At 55.0% G+C, this 17,955-nt stretch carries 14 protein-coding genes and 1 pseudogene; 5 read left to right on the forward strand and 10 right to left on the reverse strand.

Going from position 1 to position 17,955, the window contains the following annotated elements:
* Positions 1 to 260: 260 nt before the first annotated feature.
* The 3 genes and pseudogenes from HY26_RS13410 to HY26_RS19430 form a co-directional block, all read right to left on the reverse strand.
* On the reverse strand, positions 261 to 1,709 hold the full coding sequence (locus HY26_RS13410) for a 3-hydroxyacyl-CoA dehydrogenase (protein WP_233351620.1): 1,449 nt from the start codon (positions 1,707 to 1,709) through the stop codon (positions 261 to 263).
* A gap of 32 nt (positions 1,710 to 1,741) precedes the next feature.
* A complete protein-coding gene (locus HY26_RS13415; RefSeq protein WP_112073795.1) occupies positions 1,742 to 2,728 on the reverse strand; it encodes a GSU2403 family nucleotidyltransferase fold protein in 987 nt (328 codons plus the stop codon).
* A 251-nt stretch (positions 2,729 to 2,979) separates the two neighbouring features.
* A pseudogene (locus HY26_RS19430) lies at positions 2,980 to 3,619 on the reverse strand (transposase).
* 448 nt (positions 3,620 to 4,067) lie between these two features.
* On the opposite strand from HY26_RS19430, the gene HY26_RS13425 reads away from it, so the two are divergent.
* Both HY26_RS13425 and HY26_RS13430 read left to right on the forward strand, forming a co-directional pair.
* Positions 4,068 to 5,948: an ATP-binding protein gene (locus tag HY26_RS13425; protein WP_158531502.1), complete on the forward strand. Its 1,881-nt coding sequence runs from the start codon at positions 4,068 to 4,070 to the stop codon at positions 5,946 to 5,948.
* Positions 5,945 to 6,583, forward strand: a complete 639-nt coding sequence (locus HY26_RS13430) for a response regulator transcription factor (protein WP_034766434.1) — start codon at positions 5,945 to 5,947, stop codon at positions 6,581 to 6,583. Before HY26_RS13425 ends, HY26_RS13430 begins: the two co-directional genes overlap by 4 nt.
* A 121-nt stretch (positions 6,584 to 6,704) precedes the next feature.
* Here the strand turns inward: HY26_RS13430 and HY26_RS13435 are convergent, their stop codons facing one another.
* From HY26_RS13435 to HY26_RS13460, 7 genes are all read right to left on the reverse strand, one after another.
* Positions 6,705 to 7,916, reverse strand: coding sequence for a tetratricopeptide repeat protein (locus HY26_RS13435; protein WP_158531503.1), 1,212 nt, complete (start codon positions 7,914 to 7,916; stop codon positions 6,705 to 6,707).
* Between the two features lie 304 nt (positions 7,917 to 8,220).
* Positions 8,221 to 8,481, reverse strand: coding sequence for a hypothetical protein (locus HY26_RS19280; protein ID WP_233351623.1), 261 nt, complete (start codon positions 8,479 to 8,481; stop codon positions 8,221 to 8,223).
* A complete protein-coding gene (locus HY26_RS19285) occupies positions 8,478 to 8,711 on the reverse strand; it encodes a transposase (protein WP_233351628.1) in 234 nt (77 codons plus the stop codon). The genes HY26_RS19280 and HY26_RS19285 overlap by 4 nt, the downstream gene beginning before the upstream one ends.
* Before the next feature lie 173 nt (positions 8,712 to 8,884).
* Positions 8,885 to 10,233 (reverse strand): IS3 family transposase gene (locus tag HY26_RS13445; RefSeq protein WP_112073798.1). Its coding sequence is split into 2 segments (ribosomal slippage): positions 8,885 to 9,900 and positions 9,900 to 10,233, totalling 1,350 coding nucleotides; the frame shifts between segments, so codons are not numbered across the junction.
* 111 nt (positions 10,234 to 10,344) lie between these two features.
* A complete protein-coding gene (locus HY26_RS13450) occupies positions 10,345 to 11,334 on the reverse strand; it encodes a PD-(D/E)XK motif protein (RefSeq protein WP_112073799.1) in 990 nt (329 codons plus the stop codon).
* On the reverse strand, positions 11,324 to 14,056 hold the full coding sequence (locus HY26_RS13455; protein WP_233351624.1) for a Z1 domain-containing protein: 2,733 nt from the start codon (positions 14,054 to 14,056) through the stop codon (positions 11,324 to 11,326). The genes HY26_RS13450 and HY26_RS13455 overlap by 11 nt, the downstream gene beginning before the upstream one ends.
* Positions 14,053 to 15,510, reverse strand: coding sequence for an ATP-binding protein (locus tag HY26_RS13460; RefSeq protein ID WP_233351625.1), 1,458 nt, complete (start codon positions 15,508 to 15,510; stop codon positions 14,053 to 14,055). The genes HY26_RS13455 and HY26_RS13460 overlap by 4 nt, the downstream gene beginning before the upstream one ends.
* 364 nt (positions 15,511 to 15,874) lie before the next feature.
* On the opposite strand from HY26_RS13460, the gene dcm reads away from it, so the two are divergent.
* The 3 genes from dcm to HY26_RS19290 form a co-directional block, all read left to right on the forward strand.
* Positions 15,875 to 17,107 (forward strand): DNA (cytosine-5-)-methyltransferase, encoded by a 1,233-nt coding sequence (gene dcm / locus HY26_RS13465; RefSeq protein ID WP_112073802.1) that lies wholly within the window; start codon positions 15,875 to 15,877, stop codon positions 17,105 to 17,107.
* A 31-nt stretch (positions 17,108 to 17,138) separates the two neighbouring features.
* Positions 17,139 to 17,552, forward strand: coding sequence for a very short patch repair endonuclease (locus HY26_RS13470; protein WP_233351626.1), 414 nt, complete (start codon positions 17,139 to 17,141; stop codon positions 17,550 to 17,552).
* Positions 17,553 to 17,754: 202 nt separating this feature from the next.
* Positions 17,755 to 17,955, forward strand: a 201-nt coding sequence (locus tag HY26_RS19290; protein WP_233351627.1) for a hypothetical protein, incomplete at its 3' end; no start/stop codon positions are given.

Below are 17,955 nucleotides of genomic sequence, written 5' to 3' on the forward strand. Positions count from 1 at the left end.
ATTGCCTCCGGGGTTACCGGGGCGGTTCAATCAGTTCGACGGCCTGGTCTGGTTTAAAGAGTCTGCCGCTGTCACACCGCTACGAGGCAAAGGCCCCGAAGGCGCACCGGATACATATCCGTTTGGCTTGTGACATCTGATAAAGATGAAGGATAAGACAAGATTCGCTGCTCCAGAGGCCGTCGCCGTCTTCCAGACTGAGAAAGATGTGGATCCGTTTTCGCGGACGAGCAGATTCCAAGCGGCGATAAGGTGCCCCATCAACCGGGTTCAACGTCGATGAAGCGGCCTCCGCCCCTAACGAGCTGCTTGAGCGTTTCGCTCGGCGCAAATCGCTCGTCTTCTGCGCCAAGACGCTCCATTGTGTCGAGCACCGCGTCGGCCCCGACCATATCCCCGTAGAGCATGGGCCCACCCTTGTCTGATGGCCAGCCATAACCATTGAGCCAGACAATATCGATATCGGAAGCCCGCTGCGCTTTCTTCTCCTCGAGTATCTTGAGCCCCTCATTGATCATCGGGTGAATACAGGTTGCGATGATATCGTCCTGGCTGGGCGCCGATCCGGGCTTTACGCCCGTGATATCAGCGATGATCTTTGCGGTCACCTCCGACGGCTTGGGGCGGCGGTTTTCATCATAGTCATAATACCCCGCTCCGGTTTTCTGGCCACGCCGGTCAAGTTCACAAAGTGCATCGCGGATCGGGTTGGCAGTTTTTGCCCCCTTCTTCCAACCGATATCCAGCCCTGCAAGATCTGACATCTGATAGGGTCCCATCCGAAACCCGAACGCATTCAGGGCCGCATCGACATCCCAGGGCATGGCGCCTTTGGCAACGAGCTTCTGGGCTTGTGCCTGGCGGGCAAAAAGGATGCGGTTACCCACAAATCCGGGACAAACACCGACGAGCACGGCGATCTTGTTGATAGCCCTGGCCAGATCCATGCAGGTTGCGATCACATCGTCTGCCGTGTGATCTGTCCGAACGATTTCGAGAAGCTTCATCACATTGGCGGGGGAAAAGAAATGCAGTCCGATGACGTCTTCTGGCCGCTTGGTGACGCTGCCGATCTCATTGATGTCCAATGCGGATGTGTTGGTGGCAAGGATCGCACCCGGTTTCATGATCCGGTCCAGGTCGGAGAATATCTTCTTCTTCAAGTCCATGTCTTCAAAGACGGCCTCGATGATCAGGTCACAGTCTGCAAAATCTTCCATATCCAGTGTGCCCGTCAGGCACGCCATACGCGCCTCGACTTCATCTTGCGGAAACCGTCCCTTGTCGGCGCTGCGCTGATAATGGCCGCGAACTATGCCGAGACCACGATCAAGGGCTTCCTGCTTTTGCTCCAGTATCAGCACCGGAATTCCCACCGTGGCGAAGTTCATTGAAATACCACCGCCCATCGTCCCGGCGCCGATGACACCCACTTTCTGGATTTTGCGGCGTTGGGTGTCAGCGGGTACATCAGGTACAATCCAAGCATCGCGCCCCGCTTTCGCGATGTAGTCGGACACTTGCTCTGGTGTAATTGAAATTGCAGGCATTGATTTGTCTTTCATTTGATGAACGCGGGCGCGCTGACGCGTGTTTGGCGAACTATATTGCGCTACGCTACTATCTGATCCTCTTATTTTGAAGCCTGGATGAAAGCCACATTCGAACCGTCGGCACACTCCGCACCTGTAGCGCTGGTTTACCCACATGATTGGGGACCCCGCAATTCCGGATGGTTCTATCAGCCAAACTCCCCTGATCGCCATTTGCGATAGTACGGAATCAGCTCCTCAGGAATCGCCGCCTCAAATGACTTGTCCATCGGGTACTGGGGCATAGCTTCCTCAACCGCATTGAGCAGAGTAATCCCCTGCCGGCGATCCTTCGGACGTTTGAGTGGATTTCGTCCTTTTTTCTCCGACATCCAGAGCTTCTGTAGCGCAAACCATCGAGGATCAGGGGCAACAATCCGGACCGGTGTTCCATCTCGGCAGGCCACAACCTGGTCGACCGGCTGGCCAGGAAGCAACCATTCCTGCTCTGGTAAGGGCACAGGCCTCGGTCGATCGCTTCGTCCGAGAGTGTCTGCACGCGACGGCGCAACGAGAATCTCAACCTCATAGGCTTTCGCATTGCGAGCCTGAAATGTTCGCTCTGTATTCACCGTAAATGTCGGATCTACGGATTTTAGCATATCCCAGAGTACGGTGTCTGGCTCCTCGCTTTCAACTGCCGACCAGGCGAGATCGAAATCTTCCGTCTCCTCCGGAGCGCCGATAAGAAAACCTGCCGCTTCCAGAGCGTAAGCTGCGATCGCATTTGTTCCGACGACGAGCAGATGGCTACCCATCAAATCCCTGCGGTCACATTCCCGCAGGATCGGGCCTGCCCCACTCGACAACATAGGTAGCCTTAGCGCCCGGTAGAGCCGGGAACTTTCATCAAGTGTTGCACGAGTCCCGTCCCTCTGGGCCTGCGCCCTTTGCTTCTCTTCCCGGTAACTTCGGAATTTCTCTTCCAGCTCATCATTCAGCCGGCCAAGGCTTTTGCCATTGCCGCTGCGATCGAAGATTTCATAGAGATACGACTTGCCCGAAACGACTTTGATGCGCAGATCATAGGGCATGCGCGCCAGTATACGCTCAGCCTCCATCCAGACCTCATAGCGCTGGCGTAGATTGATGAGCGTGCGAAGCTGCTCGTCTGTAAATGGCCTAACAGTCGCCATGAAGATTATCCCACGTTTTGTGCTTTTCTTGATATATGGGATAAACCATTAAAATTCAACATAATACACGCACCGACAGGAAGCGGTTTGGGGCAATATAACGACCACCTATCCGCGCCCCATAACTCCCGATAATGGGGCATAGTGTGGTTGAACTTGGCTGGCATTTGCCGGGCCTTTTAAGCGAAACGGCGCAGATGTGCTGTCAAACGAATTCGAACCAGTCTCCGCTTTTCACGGACGAGCAGGTGCTAAGCGACGAGAAGGTAGCGCCATTCGCGAAGGGCGGCGTCTCGCCTCTTCTTGAAGTCTGTACGGGAGTAGAACTGCCTTTCGAGATTAAAGTGATTGTATACAGATGAATTGATTTAAGCGAACTTTTTGCAGACTGCGCATGCGCCTCAAACGAGACAGCGCCCGCTCTCGCCGGCAAAACGGCAGGTGGGAATTCTCAGAACCATTGTTCATATGCCGGCCGCATTCCTGGCGCCCTGCACTTCCGATCTCTTTCATCCTCGCGCCATGGGAGTGGCACCTTTTGGTCACAACGACATGCGGGTTGCCTCATGGCTTTTCGCATGAACTTCAATTCAGAAGTTTTGTCTCCTGTCTTCGTGACGAAGGACTCCAGGACTTCGCCCTCATGGTCGACGGCACACCACAAATAGTGGGCCTTCCGCGGATCTTTACGAAGACTTCATCCAAATGCCACTCTGCCATTGCGGTGACTGCCTCACTCGTTCAGATCGGCGTTTGCGGATCTTGGTGGGCGAAATACATGCCGAAACGGTCCGTGACTGGGTGGACCGCTTCGTGGCAGATATCGATACCGCGCTCATTAAGCAGGTCTTCGATATTGCGGAGCGATAACCGAAACCGGACATACATCATCACCGCAAGCTGGATGATCTCAGGCGACGTTTTGAAATACCGGAATGGGTTCTGGCTGATTTCTGGAGCCTAAGGTTCAGAATGCACCGTCTCAAAGTCTGTTGCTCTGACGATCCCAGGCTTGAAACCAGCGCCTATATTTCGGAAGCGCTTTCGTCGAAGAAAGTCTCATGACCCTGCCGAGAGAGGTGACAGGGCCATGAGCCAGGGATTGGAGCCCGCTCGTCAAGCGTGCGTCCCCACCCAATCTGACGAGTACCACATGTCTAGCTTCGAGACTGGCTGCCGCGCCATCCCCTGAACAGGGGACGCGGCGTTTCCGGAAATGTGACAGCTGGGAATATTCTGGTGTCTTCAGATGCTATCGAAGCGAGGCGCAGACCATTTGTGGAGGTGACAGGGGCTGCGGACAGGTTAGACGTCTGTGATCTTGATGGGGCCGCATGAAATGATTGCAACCAGACTTATGCTCCTGGCGCCGCTGATGCGACTTATCCTGCTCTCAGTGGCAGGCCTGCTCATGTTTCTTGGTATGGTTCTGGTGGTTCTGCAACCGGAAACCGGCTGGAACTGGTCGCCAGCTTATTGGCGGCCACTTGAGGATACGCATCAGGCCATCTGGGCGTCGCTGTGCACGGGACTTCTGGCCTGGCTTATCTCGTCCTGGATCTGGGCACTGAAACCGATGAATGTCCCCGCGGTTCTGTTTGCGGCCAGTGGTTTCGCCACTCTGGCGTTTTGTTTTTCGTCCTTTATCCCGTGGATTTCGCTTCCCATGTCAGAGGGGACGGTTGCATGGATATGGGCCGTAAACATGCTGGGGGCTTCAGCCTTTGGCATCATCATGACCTGTCTCTTTCTGGTCTATCCTTCGCGCGTGACATACTGGAAGCCGCTGAGCGTCCTGACTGTATTCGGCTTCGGTGCCTGGACCTTGCTACGCACCTTCGGACCGTTCCAGGATTTCGCAGAAGTCCAGCGCATCACCACGTTCGAAATGCTCGCTATCGTCGTCGCTGTAGTCTGGCAGATCCGATCATCAGCCAGAGACCCGCGCAAGCGAGCCATTGCAGTGTGGCTCGGTGCATCGACTTTGCTCGGCGCTGGCGCTTTTATTGCGACCGTTGCCGCCCCAATTACGCTCGGCTTCAGTCCGATGGTTCTGGAGAACTACGCGTTCAGCTTCTTCCTGATCATTTATGTCGGCCTCGCTGTCGGACTGATGCGGTATCGTTTGTTCGATTTGGGCGTATGGGCATACCGTCTGGTTTTCTACGCCTCGGCTGCGCTCGCACTGATACTACTGGACATTGCTCTGGTCAGTTTACTCACCCTCGATCCCGGGCAGGCACTCGGGGTTTCGCTTTTGCTCGTCGCCATTGTCTATTTGCCGATGCGCGACAGTCTCTGGCGGAGGATCGTTCAGCGGCGTCCTGCCAATGATGATGACTTGTTTCACCTCGTCCTGGATGCTGCCCTGAAGCCCACCGAGCAGGAACGAGCAGCCGGTTGGAAAGCGTTGCTTCAAAATCACTTCCAGCCCCTCGAACTTGCCGAAGCGGAAGACGCAATCTCGGAACCCAGGCTTGGCAATGAGGGTATCAGCCTCGGTATCCCCGGTGTCGCTGGCGTTCCGTCTCTCCAGCTCATGCACGCCCATAATGGTCGCTCGTTATTCACGCCGCGCGATGCGGGCGTGGTCATGCATCTCGTGCAGCTGATGAAGCATGCTGAGGCCAGCCGAACGGCCTATGACCGTGGGGTATCTGAAGAACGATTGCGGATCGCGAGGGATATCCACGACAATATCGGCGCCCAGCTCATGAGGGCGCTGCATTCTGCGAAGCCCGACCGAAAGGATGCCATGATCCGGGACACGCTGGCGGATTTGCGGGATGTCATCAACAACGCTCAGAGTCCAATCCTGCCGCTTGACGAGATTCTGGCGGATCTTCGTGCCGAAACCGCTGAGCGTCTGGAACCCCATGGCGTGTCACTCCGCTGGAGCTTGCAGGCAGATGCCGGCATAAAGCTGATACCATCCACCGTGCATGCACTTCGTTCTCTGGTCCGTGAGTCGGCAAGCAACACAATCAAGCATGCCGGGGCGAAATGCCTGGACGTCCGCCTTCGAATTACCCCTGATCGTGTTGAGGTCGAGGTTGAAGACGATGGATCCGGCTTTGACATAGCTACCGTTGAACTCGGTCAGGGGCTTGCCAACATGAAGGCCCGTGTCGAGGGGATCGGTGGTGTGTTTACCCTCAGCCAGGGGACAAGCGGCGCGCAGTTGCAGGCACAATTTCCCCACGAGGTCGCCGCGCCGTGAAAACCATTCTTATAGTCGAGGACATTTCTGAAACGCGAGCCTGGCTGCACGAGGCGGTCGAAGCGGCGTTTCCTGGCAACGAGATCCGGGAAGCGGCGAATGTCCGAGAAGCTGTCTACGCTATCAAGGGACATGATTTCGACATTGCAATTGTCGATCTCGGCCTGCCGGATGGTTCTGGGACAGAGATTATTTCGGCTCTCTCGTCCTGCAGGCCAGAGACAACAGTTGTCGTGGCGACTGTTATGGGCGACGATGCATCGGTTATTGCCGCTCTGTCACAGGGTGCGCAGGGTTACCTGTTGAAGGATTCACCATTCGAGACCTTCGTCCGGCAGCTGACTTTGATCGAACAGGGCCTGCCGGCCCTGTCGCCGTCAATCGCACGCCGTATTGTTGAACATTTCCGCAAGACCGCCGTTGCACATGAGATTAGCAACGACTTGACGCCACGTGAGCGAGATGTACTCGGCTTGATCGGCCGTGGCCTGAGAAACGCGGATGCGGCCGTCGCCTTAGGGCTTAGCGAGAGCACGGTGGCGAGCCACATAAAGTCGATCTATGCCAAGCTTGGCATTTCCAGCCGGGCTGAAGCCGCACTCCAGGCTGCGCGTTTGGGCCTGACGCAATCCTGACCTTCAAACTGCCTGATATGGAATTCCAGTCAGGCCAGATAGGGCATAAAAGACCGGCAGGATGGTTGTCCTGCCGGTCATCCATTTCAATGTCGAGGCCCGGCTTTGTCGACAGCCGAATTTACTGGCAGACCGTTGCGCTCGTATTGCTACCTTTCATGGTGCAATGTGCCCAACGGTATTTGTCCCGGGTTTCAGCGGAAATCTGCGAAGCGCTCTTCATCGGCGCCGGGGTGAAGGACGGGCTACTATTCGAGTAGGTCGGCGCGCTCGTTCCATAGAGTTGCTTCCAACGCGCATCCGCCATGCCAGGCGCGTTCGTACCAGTTCCAAACGTGCCTTCCAAGCCGGTTCCACGAACGGAAAGCTCGGCGTCTGCGGCTGCGCGCACCGGGCCGGTCTGGAACCAGAGCGCAGCAGCGTAGAGGTCGTTCGTGGATATGTCGCTCATGCGGCCGGCAGACTGGGTGGCGAGGATGGCTTTCTGGGCAAGTTCTTTTGAACCGGCAGAGTTGATTGCAGCGCTGACGGCATCACCGTAACGACCTTGGGAGAGAGGCGTATCGACCAACTGGCGGTAGGCAGCCATTTTTGCTTCGTATTCGGCCATTTCGCGGTTGTAGGTTTCCCAATCCGTCGCGGTCTGGCAGGCATCGGTATGGCCGAAATCGCAGGAGCGCCGCATATAGAGGGCACCGAGCTCATACTCTTCGATGCTGAGGTAAACGCCGCCGACATTGCGGCAATGCGCGCCGGCTTTTTGCTCGTCGCAGCGGATCATCGAATAGATCAGGCCTTTTTTTGCATCGAATGTGGCCGCATCCGGATCGGCATATAGGCGCGCGGCAACGTCGCACCCCATCACATCGTGATACTGGTTACAGGCCTGTTCCGCGAACCAGCCGGCCGTCTGCATATCGATCAGGCTCGGATACTGGCCCTTCTTTCCATCCCACGACCAGTCGAGCCCCCAATAGCAGGGGTTCTCGACACCTGCCGTGCAGCCGGCCCTGGCCGTCTCGACGGCCTTCTGGAGGTCAAAGGCAGGAGACGTATCACTTATCCGGTGGCCGATGGCCCGGCTGCAGCCATCGGCATGACCCATGCTGCAGGCGCGTTCCATGTATTCGACGCCCTTCAAGACATCTTTTTCGAGATTGCCTTCTCCGAGACTGACCAGAATGCCACTGGTTGAACAGCCATCTGGCACACCCATGTCGCAGGACTTCAGGAAATAGGTCACGGCTTTCTGCTTGTTTTCCTCGACGCCCGCCCCCTGGGCATATTCGGCGCCAGTGTAGAAGCAGGCCTCCGCATCTCCAGAGTTGCACACGTTCTCAGAAGCAGAACCTTGCGCGGATGCAAGTGACGCGCACCCCAGCCAAATTCCCAGCATAAGCCATTTTCTAAACATTCGATTCTCCCGCTGATATAAGTCTCGGAGCAATCGCATGAAGGCATCGGTCGCGCCTCCCCTGTTCAGGTGAGGGTGTTACTGAATCACTGGAGCTGGTTTGGCAGTGGATAACTGCTCATCTGTGCCGCTTCGAATTTTCTCGAATGCCCAACTTCAGCTTTCGGCGATGTGCTGTGAGACCAATTCGAACCCGTCTCCGTTTTTCGCGGACGAGCGGGCCTCAGGCAACAAGAGGCTCAAGCCATTCAAGAAGAAGAGCGTTACGTAGCGATTTGAACCTCGCCCTGCTAGCGATCTTTTTTTGGTGATTGAGCTGATTGTACACAGACGGATGGATTAAAGCGAATTTCTGAAGGCTTCGCATTCGCCGGAAACGAGACATCGCCCGCTCGCGTCGGCGAAACGGCAACTGCGAGTTTTCAGCACGAATGTTCAGGTAGCGACCATACTCCTGACGCCGGGAATTTCCGATCTCGTTCATGCCGCGCGACAAGAATGGCTCCTACCGGTTACGACAACCTGCGGATTGCTATACCGTTTCATGGATTTTCTCATGAATTTCAATGCGGAAGCTTTGTCTCGGGTTTTCATGACAAACGGTTCGAGCACGTCGCCTTCATGATCAATTGCATGCCAAAAATAGTTATTCTGCCTACGGATCTTCACGAACACTTCGCCTGGGTGCCATGGCCACTGACTTCTTTGGCGCATGCCCTCTGACCAAGATTTCCGGATATTGTGCGTAAAATAGGTACCGAAGCGATCCACCCAATGCCTGACCGTTTTGTGACAATTGTCGATGCCACGCTCATGATGTCCGTCGTCAGGTAATTTGAGACTTCAGGCTGCCTGACTTAAGGAGGGTCTGGCGCATCTGGTTTGAGTTAAGCAGCGGATTGGGCGTGCTGCAAGCGCCGTAGTTTCATCGTCCTCCTTTTGATTTTCTCACGTTCGAGCAGGATGGTCTGGCCGCGGCCCGTATAGACATCTGCCGGAGTGAGATTGTTCAGGCTCTCGTGATAGCGCTGATGGTTGTAGTAACCGACGAACGCATCGATCTGCGCTTCAAGGTCTCCGGGCAGGAAGTAGTTTTCCAACAGGATGCGGTTCTTCAGCGTCTGATGCCAGCGCTCGATCTTTCCTTGCGTCTGGGGATGATACGGCGCGCCGCGCGTATGCTGCATGCCTTTGTCGGCAAGATACTCAGCCAGATCGCCAGAGATGTAAGACGGTCCGTTGTCTGAGAGTAGTCTCGGGCGATGAACCACATTCACTTCATCGAGTCCGGAAGCTTCAAGCGCCAGGTTCAGCGTGTCCTGCACATCGCTCGCCGCCATGCCCGAGCAGAGCTTCCAGGCGATGATGTAACGGGAGAAGTCGTCCAACACGGTGGAGAGGTAGAACCATCCCCAGCCGATCACTTTCAGATAGGTGAAGTCGGTCTGCCAGAGCTGGTTGGGCGCGGTGGTTTTCTCCCTGAACTCATCGGCCGCTTTCATCACGATGAAGGCCGGGCTGGTAATCAGGTCGTGCGCCCTCAAAAGCCTGTAAACACTGGCTTCCGAGACGAAGTAGCGCTTCTCGTCCGTGAACGTCACGGCCAGTTCGCGGGGAGAAAGGTCCGGCCGGTCGAGCGCCATTTCCAGCACCTGCTGACGCACCTCATTCGGGATGCGGTTCCAGACCCGGCCAGAGCCGCCGCGCCGATCCTCAAGCCCGGCTTCACCGAACCGCCGGTAAAGGTCATACCAGCGATAGAAGGTCGGACGTGACACGCCGATCTGTTCCAGCGTTCTTTTCACGGGCTGATGCGATTGCTCCACCAGCCGGATGATCTCCAGCTTCTCGGACGCGGGGTATCTCATTCGATATCCTCCCCATCCCCGATCACGCTTTTTTTGAGGATGCGGTTTTCCAGCGTCAGGTCGGCAACGACCTCCTTCAGATCGCGCATCTCACGCTTCAGGCCACTCACCTCGCCGGATGTCGCCTGCCGCTCCGTGTCGCCCGACAAGCGCTTCTTGCCAGCTTCGAGAAACTCCTTCGACCAGGTGTAGTACAGCCCCTGAGCGATCCCCTCACGCCGACACAGTTCGGCAATCGAATACTCGCCGCGCAGGCCTTCCAGTACGATGCGGATCTTCTCTTCGGCGGAGAATTTACGCCGGGTCTTGCGGCGGATTTCCTTCACATGTTTTTCGGCCGATCCCTCCGGCCCGGATTTCTGTCTCATCTTCGTCCCCTTGGCGGGCTACGATGTGCCAGAAATCCTCCTTAAGCAATTTTCCCGATCTGTCTCATGGTCGCTGACGGGGGACAATTCTGAAATTCCTCAAGGGCCTCGCTACTCATTGGTCTGTTCCAACCTCTGCTCGAGTTCCGCCTGCTCCACAAGAAAGTCGCTGATAGAATTCAGCGCGATCGAATACGTGACGCGATCGACTCCGGGATCGAGATTGCCACCCGAGATTCTGGGAAACCCTGCTCCGACATGGAACCAGGAGCTCGCTCCGATACTCCATTGATAATCGGAGTAGTCATCATCCAGGTCCAGACCTGCCTCCACGAGGAGCGATTGAAATTGCTCCTCTGCGGACGGATCTTTTTGAGCAATTCTACGGGCGATACGATTGGCAAGTTCGACAACTGTGACGGCGTCTGGGTTGTCGAGAGGCGAGGCATCGACTTCAACAACGTGCATATAGAGCTCATCGACCCCCTGAGTGTCGAGTTGCCATTCCGAACTAATTTTTACGAAGGGTGTACTTCCCCCGCGCCGCGCCTTCGATTCGATTGCAATCCTGCCTACCTCGAAGTCCTTCGGTGCGTCTTCAGGGCCTTTCCAGCAAGCAATCGCCGTACCTGCATCCAGGATTTCCAGGAGAAGGCCTTCGATGACCTTCATCTCGCCGACCAGGCCTTTTTGCGCCTCCGGAGTCAGCAGACCAGACCCGCCACCCCTTAACAGCTGCCGCCATTTCCAGGTTCGTCCGATCGCCAGCTCCACTGCTTCAGCTTCCGTACTCGCATCCGAACTTCGGAAAATTATGTCCGCACACAGCCTATAGAAGACTTCGGTGTGCTCAGGCTTCAGAAGCCTCCAAATAAGTCGATGTGATCCGCTTCCCGGCAGCCTTATGAGTTCCATATCACTCAGTGCAGGCATCTTGCGCGTTGAGGTGATTTCACCGGAATACTCCAGAACGAGCAACCTCAGTCCCGCAAGATCCCGTGCCCAATAAAAATTGAACGGATGTTCAGCATCTACGCGCTTTGCATTTATAGCGCCGCTGCTCTCAGGCAATCCTATTTCGATCCACGGGTCAGTCTTCATGTTCGCTCATCTCATCGTCTTCATCGATATCCTCGAAATAGTTCTCACGCAGCCACGTCGTATTGACGATGTATTCCGCCTTCTCCTCTGGCTTGTCGGTTCTCGGGAAACTGATGCTCCACGCAACTACAGGAGCGTCGAACAAAGACTCGTCGTCTGCGTTGCGAATATCGAGGGTGTGAATAATGAGAAGCGGTCGCTTCCGAACCGCACGATAGATTTTGTCCGGAAAGTTCGGCTTCTTGCCGCCTGAAGACCTGAACTTGGGGTTCGCCATGTAATCGTTCTCGACGTCACCAATCAGCTCATTGGGAAGACCTGCCTTTTCAATACCGCGGGATGAGACACGCTGCTTGTTAGTTACGCGAATAGTTGCGCCATCGCTCCTATCGCCGAGCCCCCTCTTTTGACATTTGATGTCAACGCCGAGAACGCCTTTGGCTGACAAGCGTCGATCATTCTCGGTACTCACGCCAGCAAACAAGACATCCCAGGATTTGAGTTCGTCGTCTTCCCTGTCTTCAATGTACGATATTATCGGCTTCGGATCCGTCAGCATTGACCCACGGTGATTTATGAAGCCACGGAGAAACGCCTTCACGTCATCGACTGCGACTCCTCCAGCAAGAAGGCCTCCGCCATATTTGTCAGCTCCTGATAGAGCCCTCCCCCTATCCGCCATCGAACAGACGAGCGCTTTTGCAGCATTGCGATTGGCTTCAAGTGATTGCGGATCACGACGCAGGACTGCGGTTTCTACGAAACTGTTTCCGAGCCCTACCTTGATAACGAAAGGCTGTCCGGTCCCCATCTTGTTTCGGGCAGTCACGATAAGCGTATCAGGGTGACTGCGAACCTTCAATCCGAAATCCTTTGGACTTGCGCCGTCCGCCTCCATTACCCGCAATTCTTCACGGAGCATGTCCGATGACTCAGCGATGTGTGAATACCAGCCTTCAGCCTCTTCTGGCATCCAAACCCTGCAGAGATCGCCATAACCTGGTCGGTAGCCAAACCAGCGACCCATCTGCATGAGTGTATCGTACATTATCGAGTTTCTCAGAAACCAGGTCACCATCAGACCTTCCAGAGTGAGGCCTCGTGAAAGTGAAAAGCCGCCAACTGCCACTACCGACAATCCATTTTCTTTGTAATCAGAATAATTGAGCGTACCGGACGACTTGCTATTTACCTCAACAACTTTTGTAGGAGCAGCAGCTTCATTCAGGTTTGCGAGGATAGCTTCCCAACTCTCCGGACCCGCTCGATACTCTGCATCCCAAGCTCTCTTGAGTGCAGCAATCTCGCTATCCCTTTCGGCCTCGGGTGGGTTCTTTCTGGAATTCAGCCTGACAGCCCGCTGAATCCTCTCCAGCTCGTCGTGCAGTGCACCTCTCAGCAGCCCCTGGACCACCGTGAATCGAGACGCATTTACAAGCATCGACATATGTTCATTTCCATCGCCACGGACAATCCGGATCGCGCGACCAACAATAAATGTCCTCAACGCCAGTTTCAGGCTTTCAGGGATGGCCGATATTGGATGTGTTTTATCGTGCTTTACGGGGAGTAGATCTTCATTGTCCGTGATCGGTCTTATGTATACTTCCGGGTTCTCGACAAACATTTCGGTTGCGCCGTGATAGTTCGACGGTGCCTCAAGGCCGACAATAAAGTTCCGAGGAAAGAGATCCTGGCCGAACATCTCATCGTCGTCCTCCGGATCAATAAAAATGTTTGCAAATGGCGTAGCCGTGTACCCGACGTAACTGCTTCGTTCGAAAAGATTCAATAGGTCCCGGATCTGACCATTGATCCTTGAAACCTCATCCTTTCCTTTCGCGATGTTGATCGACGCATTGTCTGCTTCATCGTCGATGAGAAGCATGGGCGCAGATACGCGCCGCCGCTGACCCCGGGCGTTGTTTTCACGCAGCCATTCGATCAAATTCTTCAGAGTGCTGGTATTCTTTTTGATCACAAAGATCGCCGGAACGGACAAATCCTGGAGGTTTCCTCCAACCTGTTCTGTCGCGCTTTTATTAAAGTCGCGTAGTGCCGTGGTAAATGTCCACGGAGTTTTTGAGCTATCGAATCGACCAACACCGATCACACTGGAAGAATTTGTGCCTCGGCCAAGTTTGCTTTCGCGCCCGACAAACCCCTCATCGATCCTGGATTGGGTCTGATTTCTCAGATTGTTGTGGATACCGGCAATCACGACGATGACCCGATACCCAGCGTCTGCAGCTTTGCAGATTAAGCCGGTATAGTTTGCAGTCTTGCCTGACTGCACATTTCCGACCACCATACCCCGGCGGTCCCACTGTCCACCTTCGTTCGGGTTTCCCATGCGACCGAGGATCTTGTCGGTAATCTCATCAAGCTTTGTGATTACGCCATCCGGACCTGAGGAAAAGCCCCTCTGCTCGAGAAGCTGTCTGTACCGTTCCCAGTAATATGGATCTATGTCAGTCTTGGCGCGTTCAAGCCATGGCCGAAATGACTCATCATCCAATATAGCGCCAATTTCCATTGTGACGCCGAGGCGTTCCTCGAACTTTCTCGCGAGGAATTCGATTTCCGTATCGGTTACCTCGGCACACATCGGGGTCTGACGAATCTGTTGGAGCGTTTCTCTAATACGGTCGGGACTGGGCAAGTCGCCTTTCGCGAGCACAGCGGAAGCCATTACTTCGAGGTTTTCCAGAGAGCTCGTCAATTCTTGTCTCCTGCCGCCAATAGAGGCACTAAAAATTCTAGAGTTTTTGTCCAATGACTGCGGAAGGGCTCAATAGCCTCGAGCGCCCGCGTGATCTGATCATTATCGAAGCCGGCTGCCAGTAGCGGTTCAACCGTCTCTTCAAGAAGCGCTCTGAGTTCCTCATCTGTCGCACTCGGTTCGACTTCCAGCGGGTCTCTTCCAAGATCTGCGAATATCGCATCATAGGGCAAGCTCCTGCTAATCAGCTTCGCCATGGATTCGAATTTTATGGCCTCATCATCGCTCAATGTGTCGAGGAATGTTGATATTACTGGATGCTCGATGTTGATCTCGTAGGAAATTCCTTCAGGCCCAACCTGTCTTGCCCATAGGGGAACGATCGTACTCGAAGCCAATCGTTGACCGCGTCGTGTGTACACTCGACGCGACTGGTCTCCCATGCCCTCAATCAGGTTTCTCAGGCGCTGCCTTATTATCCTGGGTGGCTGAGCGGATGCCTTCTTCACATCGATCTTCCACGCACCATCGAGTCCGTTCGGCATGTCAACGCGAACACGGCAGAGTTTCGTAAGCTCACTTTTGCGTGCGAGGTTGAACCATGAGCCGTGTAGGATCAGACGTTTCTCGCGATAGAGATAGAAACCCTGATTGCGCGTGTAGCCGCCCTTTCCGGCATTCTTCTCCCATTCGGCCTTGCTACATTTCTGGTGGTGCGGGAGCGTATAGCTTTGCAGCGTGATCTTCTGTCCACGGAACTCCACTTCTTCGGGATCGATGGGATAGGCCTGCGTGGCAGGATGATACCTGGCAAAGGGATCCCAGGCGTCCAGTGGAGCTGAATTGAACTTTATGCTGATCTTGGAGAGCCCTGGTTCTCCGTTCAGAAAGCGATGAAAAACCAGCTCTAAGTGGGACCGCGCATCATCGAGCTTTCGGTTGACATCCGCTTCGGTATCACTCGAAATGACCTCATCAACAATCCGGTCCACCTGCTCCCAGACGACAAGCGTACCTTGGGACTCCAGCATGTCCGACCAGGGAATGTCCTCGACGTTGTCCGGGACAATAACCTCCCAGCGGTTGGTGTTTGCAACATGATCCAGATCCCAGACGGCTGCCGACCTGACTCCGTTTTTCTGCGTCAAAACTGTCAGCTTCCGGCACTGGGAAAATGACGCCGTCTTCAGGCCAAGTCCGAACCGTCCGAGATCTGAAGCAGGTCGGTAGTCGAGAGGATGCTTGGAACCTGGCCGCATTGCGGACTCGAGTTCGGAGCGGCTCATTCCGCAACCGTCATCGAGAATGCCAATTGTGAGACCATCATCCGCGATCCGCGAATGTATGTCGATTGACCGGGCGCCCGCTGTAATTGAATTATCCACTATGTCGGCAAGCGCCGTCTCAAGCGTGTAGCCTATGTCACGCAAACTTTCGATGAGCGTTGCCGCCAATGGTTCAGCGCTGAAGGTCTGCAAGTCCCACCCACAAGAAATTCACTACACGGTGAGTTACCGATCCAATCCAATAGTGACTACAGGTTCAAAATTCCCGAAAGGTTAACAATTCCGCGTAGGTTACTCGCGCGCGCAAGCCGAACGCGAAATACAGAAAACAAGAACATCCTCAGCTTGAGACATTTCAACAAATGCAGGTCCCAGACATCGACCTCCTCAGCCCCTATCAGCGTTTGTTGATACCTAGAACCCAGATTCAGAATTTCCCCAGCTTTGCCAAACAAATCCAGAACACCGCGTTGACCGGGGGGACGAATACTGACACCACGACACATAGATTCCCCAGCGAGGCGAAATTCCGATGGCCAGCCCGTTTACTATTCTGCGGTGCCGCGCAGGCTTAACTGTAAAACAACTCGCTGAAGAGCTTGGGTATTCAGAACGCGAGATTTTCCGCTGGGAAGCAGGAGAGGTGAAGCCCAAAAAGGTCGTCCTACAATGGCTGGAAGACCGTGCCGGCCTCGCCGCCCCTGCACTGGAGTCAGACACTTTCACATTCATTGACCTCTTCGCTGGCATCGGAGGCCTGCGCACCGCTTTTGATGAAATTGGAGGACGTTGCGTATTCACCAGCGAATGGGACAAGTACGCCCAGCTGACCTATCAGGCGAACTACACGGATAACCGGCCAGTCGAAGGTGACATCACAAAAATCGACGTGAAGGACATTCCTTCTCACGATGTTCTCCTGGCCGGCTTTCCCTGCCAGCCCTTCTCAATCGCCGGGGTTTCCAAGAAGAATGCCCTCGGTCGTTCGCACGGCTTCGAGGATGAAACCCAGGGCACGCTGTTCTTCGACGTCGCCCGCATTATCAAAGCCCATCGGCCAGCAGCTTTCCTGCTCGAAAACGTCAAGAACCTGAAGAGCCACGATAAAGGCCGCACTTTTGAAGTGATCCGCCGGACACTGGAAGACGAACTCGGCTATCAGCTTCACACCCGCATCATTAACGCCAAGCACTTCCTGCCCCAGCACCGGGAGCGGATTGTGATGGTGGGCTTCCGGGAAGAGACCGGTTTCAGCTGGGACGACCTCAACCTGCCTCCGCTCGGTGAAGTCACGATGAGAAGCATCCTGCACCCGGAGGATGGCTCAGAAAGAGCAGAGCCCCACTATACCGCCGGACCACAGGCCGCGGTGAGCGATAAGTACACTCTGACTTCTCACCTCTGGAAATATCTCCGCGACTACGCTGCCAAGCACAAGGCCGCAGGTAACGGATTTGGCTTCGGTCTGGTCGGCCCTGACGACACCTGCCGGACCCTGTCTGCCCGCTATTACAAAGATGGTTCAGAAATCCTCGTCAGCCGCGGCAAACGAAAGAACCCACGCCGCCTGACGCCCAGAGAATGCGCCCGCCTGATGGGCTACCCGGACACGTTCCGCATCCCGGTTTCTGATACCCAGGCTTACAAGCAGTTTGGCAACTCTGTCGCTGTCCCGGTGTTCCGGGAAGTCGCCCGAATCATGCGTCCTCACATCCTGCAACATCTGGCGCCGACAGAAGACATCCCGCTCCTGCGCTATGCCTGATGTCCACGACCGGGCGACCCGCAGCCGCAATATGGCGGCGATTAAAGGCAAGGACACGAAGCCTGAGCTGATTATACGCAAAGGCCTGCATGCCCGAGGATTCCGCTACCGACGGCATGATCGTAAGCTTCCCGGCCGACCAGATCTGGTTCTGCCGAAATACCATGCGGTGATCTTCATAAATGGCTGTTTCTGGCACGGTCATGGCTGTGCGCTCTTTAAGTGGCCTGGCACACGGCAGAAGTTCTGGAAGGAGAAGATCAGTGCCAATGTCGCACGGGATCAGCGAAACTACGCCTCCATCGATCAAGCCGGCTGGCGACGGGCTGTTATCTGGGAATGCGCTCTGAAAGGGTCTGGCAGGATGGAAACTGATTTGCTGTTAGATCGCATTGCCGCCTGGCTTTCATCCGAGAAACGCATTCTCAAAATAATGGGGGTCTAAATGTGACTGACGGACACGCCAGTGCTAAAAATCTGGCGGACCACCTCTGAGCAGCAGGCCATACTCACAGCTTTGAAATATTCGAAACTGAGTTGCGCTAGGCTAGCCTCTGACTTGCAGTTAATGTGCCCCAAGACTACCAACCACCTTTTCTAATTAAAATTGCAGGCCATCACTTTGGATTTTATCGATAGAGAGCAGCGTGCCTGAACGAGAGTCAAAAGAATACCGCGTGCTATTCGCGGCGGAGACCGGCCCTGACGATCGTCGCGGTACAATTATTGTTTCACCGCTGCGCGACAGCTGGAATGACTTTGGCTATCAGATCGGGGTTAAAATCACGATCTACCCGAGGGAAAATCATGCTCCCCATTGCTCTGCCCCACAGAGGTGGTCCACCGGT

Source organism: Hyphomonas sp. GM-8P, assembly GCF_003263315.1.
Taxonomy (GTDB): domain Bacteria; phylum Pseudomonadota; class Alphaproteobacteria; order Caulobacterales; family Hyphomonadaceae; genus Hyphomonas.

Excerpts from the sequence above, each read along its gene's own strand:
- HY26_RS13410 (WP_233351620.1), bottom strand. The coding sequence starts at position 1,709 with ATGTGGGTAAACCAGCGCTACAGGTGCGGAGTGTGCCGACGGTTCGAA.
- HY26_RS13415 (WP_112073795.1), bottom strand. The coding sequence starts at position 2,728 with ATGGCGACTGTTAGGCCATTTACAGACGAGCAGCTTCGCACGCTCATC.
- HY26_RS13425 (WP_158531502.1), top strand. The coding sequence starts at position 4,068 with ATGATTGCAACCAGACTTATGCTCCTGGCGCCGCTGATGCGACTTATC.
- HY26_RS19280 (WP_233351623.1), bottom strand. The coding sequence starts at position 8,481 with ATGAACGAGATCGGAAATTCCCGGCGTCAGGAGTATGGTCGCTACCTG.
- HY26_RS19285 (WP_233351628.1), bottom strand. The coding sequence starts at position 8,711 with ATGCGCCAAAGAAGTCAGTGGCCATGGCACCCAGGCGAAGTGTTCGTG.
- HY26_RS13450 (WP_112073799.1), bottom strand. The coding sequence starts at position 11,334 with ATGAAGACTGACCCGTGGATCGAAATAGGATTGCCTGAGAGCAGCGGC.
- dcm (WP_112073802.1), top strand. The coding sequence starts at position 15,875 with ATGGCCAGCCCGTTTACTATTCTGCGGTGCCGCGCAGGCTTAACTGTA.
- HY26_RS13470 (WP_233351626.1), top strand. The coding sequence starts at position 17,139 with ATGGCGGCGATTAAAGGCAAGGACACGAAGCCTGAGCTGATTATACGC.